The sequence below is a fragment of the Pseudomonas sp. SDO55104_S430 genome (genome assembly GCF_054070595.1).
The window spans coordinates 1-6,009 of record NZ_JBSVXG010000293.1; the positions used below are offsets into that span (position 1 = coordinate 1).

5 protein-coding genes are annotated in these 6,009 nt (G+C 60.5%); 2 read left to right on the forward strand and 3 right to left on the reverse strand.

Annotated features, from left to right (window positions below):
* Positions 1–91 precede the first annotated feature (91 nt).
* The 3 genes from ACW9JE_RS27835 to ACW9JE_RS27845 all read right to left on the reverse strand — a co-directional run bounded on the left by ACW9JE_RS27835 (position 92) and on the right by ACW9JE_RS27845 (position 2,800).
* On the reverse strand, positions 92–778 hold the full coding sequence (locus tag ACW9JE_RS27835) for an SDR family oxidoreductase (RefSeq protein ID WP_457434581.1): 687 nt from the start codon (positions 776–778) through the stop codon (positions 92–94).
* Positions 779–1,251: 473 nt separating this feature from the next.
* Positions 1,252–1,833: an IMPACT family protein gene (locus ACW9JE_RS27840; RefSeq protein ID WP_224536571.1), complete on the reverse strand. Its 582-nt coding sequence runs from the start codon at positions 1,831–1,833 to the stop codon at positions 1,252–1,254.
* Positions 1,834–1,879: 46 nt separating this feature from the next.
* Positions 1,880–2,800 carry a LysR family transcriptional regulator gene (locus tag ACW9JE_RS27845; protein ID WP_175380313.1) on the reverse strand — a complete coding sequence of 307 codons (921 nt, stop codon included), beginning with the start codon at positions 2,798–2,800 and terminating at the stop codon, positions 1,880–1,882.
* A gap of 138 nt (positions 2,801–2,938) precedes the next feature.
* Here ACW9JE_RS27845 and ACW9JE_RS27850 point away from each other — a divergent pair, with 138 nt between their 5' ends.
* Positions 2,939–4,288, forward strand: a complete 1,350-nt coding sequence (locus ACW9JE_RS27850) for an aspartate aminotransferase family protein (protein ID WP_224536569.1) — start codon at positions 2,939–2,941, stop codon at positions 4,286–4,288.
* A 74-nt stretch (positions 4,289–4,362) separates the two neighbouring features.
* On the forward strand, positions 4,363–5,856 hold the full coding sequence (locus ACW9JE_RS27855; RefSeq protein ID WP_175380311.1) for a CoA-acylating methylmalonate-semialdehyde dehydrogenase: 1,494 nt from the start codon (positions 4,363–4,365) through the stop codon (positions 5,854–5,856).
* Positions 5,857–6,009: the final 153 nt, after the last annotated feature.

Below are 6,009 nucleotides of genomic sequence, written 5' to 3' on the forward strand. Positions count from 1 at the left end.
GCGGTGGTCGTCAACGATGACGTTGGCAGCCTGACACCCCGCGGTGCCCTGTCGTCCATCGCGAGCAAGCTCGGCTCCTACAGGTCAGGGATCACCATGGAATGGTCTCACCCCGGTAATTCACAAAATGATGCCCGCCCTTGCCGACGTACGCATTCACCTGATCAACCAGACCACGGGTGCTGGTCTGCACATCGATATCCGCGCCGTCACCACCCATGTCGGTTTTCACCCAACCCGGATGCAACGACAGCACGGTCAGTTTCTGCTCGCCCAGTTGCGTGACGAAGCTGTTAGTCATCGAGTTCAGCGCGGCTTTGCTGGCCTTGTACAGCGCCAGTTCCGGTGCGTCGGGCATGGTCACGCTGCCCAGGACCGAACTCATGAACGCCAGCACACCGGTGTCCGGGCGGATCTGCCCGACAAAGATCTGCGCCAGGTTGATCGGCGCCACGGCATTGGTGAAGAACAGTTGGCCGACTTCGGCCAGCGTCGCGCCGCCCGGCGTCTGCACATCCGGTCCCTTGACCCCGGCATTGACGAACAGCAGGTCGAACACTTCGACCTTGAGCTGCTGGCTCAAGGCGATCACCGCCTGCCGGTCGTCCATGTCGAGCTTCTCGATCCGCACATTGCCCAGCGCCTTCAGGGCCTCGGCGTTTTGCGGGTTGCGCACGGTGGCGGTGACTTGCCAGCCATCGGCCAGCAGGGTGTTCACCAGGCCGAGGCCCAGCCCTCGGGAGGCGCCGATGATCAGCGCGGTTTTTGCCTTGGACATGAGTGGCTTCCTTGATGAGTAAGAGTCACGGATACCTATGCTGCAACGCCTGATGCGAGGCGTCGAGTTCATTGTGTCCGGTGCGGCATGCATGACAGAGAACTGCTCAAAAAATGATCAGTCATGTGCAAGCCATGTCCGGCATGGGGCGGCGACGGGAATGAACGGGTTATCCACAGATTGCTCCACAGTATTTGTGCGCAAGCTCGAATGTCGGGCATAAGCGGGGGGCGGCTATCTTCCAAAGGTGATAAACCGGTCTAAGTGACTGTTTTTAATTGAATTTGTATTTTGTGATGGCAAATTGGACGAAAAGTGAACAAATCCCGCAAAGCCGCATGACAGAAGGGTTACAGCGGTATGTGCTCAGGTTATCCACAGCCGGGTGCACAGCAGATGTGGGCAAATGTGCGTGGCTGGGGATAAAAGCAAACGTTATAAAAAACGCAGCGTTCGGCAGGTCCATGAGGGTTTCAACGCTGCAACAAGATCCGCCCGCGACTTAAATCCGCCAGTTGCCGTTGCAACGTTTCGATATGCGCTTCACCCACCGCCAACTGCAACTCGACGCCATTAGCCGTGAAATCTTCCTGCACCACCAGCCCGCCGAGTTCCGCCACCCGCAGCTTCACCAACGCCAACTCGCCGAACGCGCAGGCACAACGCAGCGGCACGCGACTGATCAGCTCGATCTTCGGTGCTGCCTGCAGGCATTTGTTGGCACCGCCGCCGTAGGCTCGGGCGAGTCCGCCGGTGCCTAGCTGAATGCCGCCATACCAGCGAATCACCAGCACCACGACCTGATCGCAATCCTGCGCCTCGATCGCTGCCAATATCGGCCGGCCAGCGGTACCGCCGGGTTCGCCGTCGTCGGTGCTGCGGTACTGATCGCCAAGCTTCCACGCCCAGCAGTTGTGCGTCGCGTCGAGGTCGCTGTGCCGCTCGATGAAGGCTTGCGCCTCGGCAGGGCTGCCGATGGGCGCGGCGAAGGTGATGAAACGGCTTTTGCGGATTTCTTCGCGGTATTCGCAAAAGTCGCTGAGGGTGAATGGCATGGGCGTTTATTTAAGGTCTTGAAGGGTTGGCGGGGCGTCGGACACGTTAACGGGTCGCCGCGAGGCTCTCAAGGAAACTCTCCAGCACCAGATGCGGACGGCGGCCCTTGCGGGTGACCGAGGCGAGGCTCAGGTCATAGAAGCGCGCCTTGGGTTTGAGCGCGCGCAGGCGACCTTGCTGGACCCAGAGACTGGCGTAGTGATCCGGCAGATAACCGATGTAGCGCCCGGTCAGAATCAGGAAGGCCATGCCTTCGCGGTCCGAGGCGCTGGCGGTGCAGTTGAGCGCCTGGTAATGGGCCTGGATCTCCGCCGGCAAACGGAAGGTCGGTGCGATGGCGTCCTGTTGATTGAGGCGTCCGTCGTCCAGTTGCTTGTCGTCGACATAAAACAGCGGGTGGCCCACCGCGCAATAGAGCAGCGAACGTTCACTGTAGAGCGGCTGATATTCCAGCCCCGACAACGCGCTGGCCTGCGGCACCACGCCGACGTGCAAGCGGCCGTCGAGTACGCCTTGCTCCACTTCATTGGGCGGGATCATGCGGATCTGGATCTGCACGTCCGGACCGCGCTCCTTCAATTGCGCCAGAGCATGGGTGATGCGCATGTGGGGCAGGGTGACCAGGTTATCGGTCAGGCCAATGGTCAGCTCGCCGCGCAAATGCTGGTGCAGGCCGTTGACCTCGGTGCGAAAACTTTCCAGCGCGCTCAACAGTTGCAGCGCCGATTGATACACCTCGCGGCCTTCTTCGGTAAGGGAAAAACCGGCGCGGCCACGCTGGCACAGGCGCAGACCGAGGCGCTGCTCCAGGTCGCTCATTTGCTGGCTGATGGCCGAGCGACCGATGCCGAGTACGCTTTCAGCGGCAGAGAATCCCCCGGACTCGACCACACTGCGAAAGATCCGCAACAGGCGGATATCAAAGTCGCTGACTTGCGCCAGCGGGTCGGGACGACGGCTGCTCATGGGCTTGCTCGATAGTTTAGTCAGCGTCTGACTGAAGGTTAGAAAAGTTGGATTTCACCGACTTTATCCCCGTGGCAATTTAGCTGCAACAACGCTTTTCATTCCCTGCGCCGCTCATTGCCTTGCGAGGTTCCACCCATGAATTTGCCTGAAAACGCACCGACTTCTCTGGCCAGCCAACTGAAGCTCGATGCTCACTGGATGCCTTACACCGCCAACCGTAACTTCCAGCGCGATCCGCGTCTGATCGTTGGCGCCGAAGGCAGCTGGCTGATCGACGACAAGGGTCGCAAGGTCTATGACTCGCTGTCGGGCCTGTGGACCTGTGGCGCCGGTCACACTCGCAAGGAAATTCAGGAAGCGGTCGCCAAACAACTGGGCACCCTCGACTACTCGCCTGGCTTCCAGTACGGCCACCCGCTGTCGTTCCAGCTGGCGGAAAAAATTACCGATCTGACGCCGGGCAACCTGAACCACGTGTTCTTCACCGACTCGGGCTCTGAATGTGCCGACACTGCGGTGAAGATGGTGCGCGCTTACTGGCGTCTGAAGGGCCAGTCGACCAAGACCAAGATGATCGGTCGTGCACGTGGTTATCACGGCGTGAACATCGCCGGCACCAGCCTGGGCGGCGTCAACGGCAACCGCAAACTCTTCGGTCAGGCGATGATGGACGTCGATCACCTGCCGCACACGCTGCTGGCGAGCAATGCTTACTCCCGTGGCATGCCGGAGCAGGGCGGTATCGCGCTGGCCGATGAGCTGCTGAAACTGATCGAACTGCACGATGCTTCGAACATCGCTGCCGTGTTCGTCGAGCCACTGGCGGGTTCCGCTGGCGTGCTGGTTCCGCCACAGGGTTACCTCAAGCGTCTGCGCGAAATTTGCGACCAGCACAACATCCTGCTGGTGTTCGACGAAGTGATCACCGGTTTCGGCCGTACTGGCACCATGTTCGGCGCCACCACTTTCGGCGTGACCCCGGACCTGATGTGCATCGCCAAGCAAGTCACCAACGGCGCGATCCCGATGGGCGCGGTGATTGCCAGCTCCGAGATCTACCAGACCTTCATGAACCAGCCGACGCCTGAGTACGCGGTCGAGTTCCCGCACGGCTACACCTATTCCGCTCACCCGGTGGCGTGCGCTGCGGGCCTGGCTGCACTCGACCTGCTGCAAAAGGAAAGCCTGGTGCAGAGCGTGGCCGAAGTCGCACCGCATTTCGAAAATGCACTGCACGGCCTGAAAGGCACGAAGAACATCATCGACATCCGTAACTTCGGTCTGGCCGGCGCGATCCAGATCGCACCGCGTGACGGCGACGCCATCGTGCGTCCGTTCGAGGCGGGCATGGCGCTGTGGAAAGCAGGCTTCTACGTGCGCTTCGGCGGCGACACCCTGCAGTTCGGCCCAACTTTCAACAGCAAGCCGCAGGACCTGGATCGCCTGTTCGACGCGGTCGGTGAAGTGCTGAGCAAACTCGACTGATTTGGCTTGGCTACGCATCTATATAGAAGGCACCCTTTATAGGGGCGCCCGTTGACACATTTTCAGGAGCTTCCATGAGCGTTATTCCGCATTTGATCAATGGTGAACTGATCACCGAAACCGGCCGCAGCACCGACGTGTTCAATCCGTCCACCGGTCAGGCGATCCACAAGCTGCCACTGGCCAGCCGCGAAACCATTCAACAGGCCATCGACGCGGCCAAGGCTGCTTTCCCGGCCTGGCGCAACACCCCGGCGGCCAAGCGCGCCCAGGTGATGTTCCGCTTCAAGCAACTGCTGGAGCAGAACGAGGCGCGTATCGCCCAACTGATCAGCGAAGAGCACGGCAAGACCCTGGAAGACGCTGCCGGTGAATTGAAGCGTGGCATCGAGAACGTCGAGTTCGCGTGTGCCGCACCGGAAATCCTCAAGGGCGAATACAGCCGCAACGTCGGCCCGAACATCGATGCCTGGTCCGACTTCCAGCCGCTGGGCGTTGTGGCGGGTATCACCCCGTTCAACTTCCCGGCCATGGTGCCGCTGTGGATGTACCCGTTGGCGATCGTTTGCGGCAACTGTTTCATCCTCAAGCCATCCGAGCGTGATCCGAGCTCGACGCTGCTGATCGCCCAACTGTTGCTGGAAGCCGGCCTGCCGAAGGGCGTGCTGAGCGTGGTTCACGGTGACAAGGCTGCGGTGGATGCGCTGATCGAAGCGCCGGAAGTGAAGGCGCTGAGCTTTGTTGGCTCGACGCCGATTGCTGAATACATCTATTCCGAAGGCACCAAGCGCGGCAAGCGCGTCCAGGCGCTGGGCGGGGCGAAGAACCATGCGGTGCTGATGCCGGATGCGGATCTGGATAACGCCGTCAGCGCGCTGATGGGTGCTGCTTACGGTTCGTGCGGCGAGCGCTGCATGGCGATCTCGGTGGCGGTCTGCGTGGGCGATCAGGTTGCCGATGCACTGGTGGCCAAACTGACGCCGCAGATCAAGGCGCTGAAAATCGGTGCCGGCACTTCGTGCGGTCTGGACATGGGGCCATTGGTGACCGGTCAGGCTCGCGACAAAGTCAGCGGTTATGTCGAAGACGGCGTAGCGGCAGGTGCGACCCTGGTGGTGGACGGTCGTGGCCTGAGCGTAGCCGGTCATGAAAACGGCTTCTTCCTGGGTGGCTGCCTGTTCGACAACGTGACTCCTGAGATGCGTATCTATAAAGAAGAGATCTTCGGGCCGGTACTGTGCGTCGTTCGGGTCAACAGCCTGGAAGAAGCCATGCAGCTGATCAACGATCACGAGTACGGCAACGGCACCTGCATCTTCACCCGTGACGGTGAAGCGGCGCGCTTGTTCTGCGATGAGATCGAAGTGGGCATGGTTGGCGTGAACGTGCCGTTGCCGGTGCCGGTGGCTTACCACAGCTTCGGCGGCTGGAAGCGTTCGCTGTTCGGTGACCTGCATGCTTATGGCCCGGACGGTGTGCGTTTTTACACGCGCCGCAAGGCCATCACCCAGCGCTGGCCGCAGCGTGCGAGCCATGAGGCGTCGCAGTTCGCGTTCCCTAGCTTGTAAGCAGTAGTGGAAGAGAAGGCCGGCCCCCTTGTCATGAGGGGGCCGGCCTTCGTGTTTTAGGGCTTTTTAAAGTTGTATGACAGATTTATGAAAATAGGTGTTGACGGCAGATTTCAGATCTCTATAATTCGCCCCACTTCCGGCGCAGTCGAA

What these genes read in the sequence shown, in the direction of transcription:
- ACW9JE_RS27850 (WP_224536569.1), top strand. Translation starts at nt 2,939, where the DNA reads ATGAATTTGCCTGAAAACGCACCGACTTCTCTGGCCAGCCAACTGAAG.
- ACW9JE_RS27835 (WP_457434581.1), bottom strand. Translation starts at nt 778, where the DNA reads ATGTCCAAGGCAAAAACCGCGCTGATCATCGGCGCCTCCCGAGGGCTG.
- ACW9JE_RS27840 (WP_224536571.1), bottom strand. Translation starts at nt 1,833, where the DNA reads ATGCCATTCACCCTCAGCGACTTTTGCGAATACCGCGAAGAAATCCGC.
- ACW9JE_RS27855 (WP_175380311.1), top strand. Translation starts at nt 4,363, where the DNA reads ATGAGCGTTATTCCGCATTTGATCAATGGTGAACTGATCACCGAAACC.
- ACW9JE_RS27845 (WP_175380313.1), bottom strand. Translation starts at nt 2,800, where the DNA reads ATGAGCAGCCGTCGTCCCGACCCGCTGGCGCAAGTCAGCGACTTTGAT.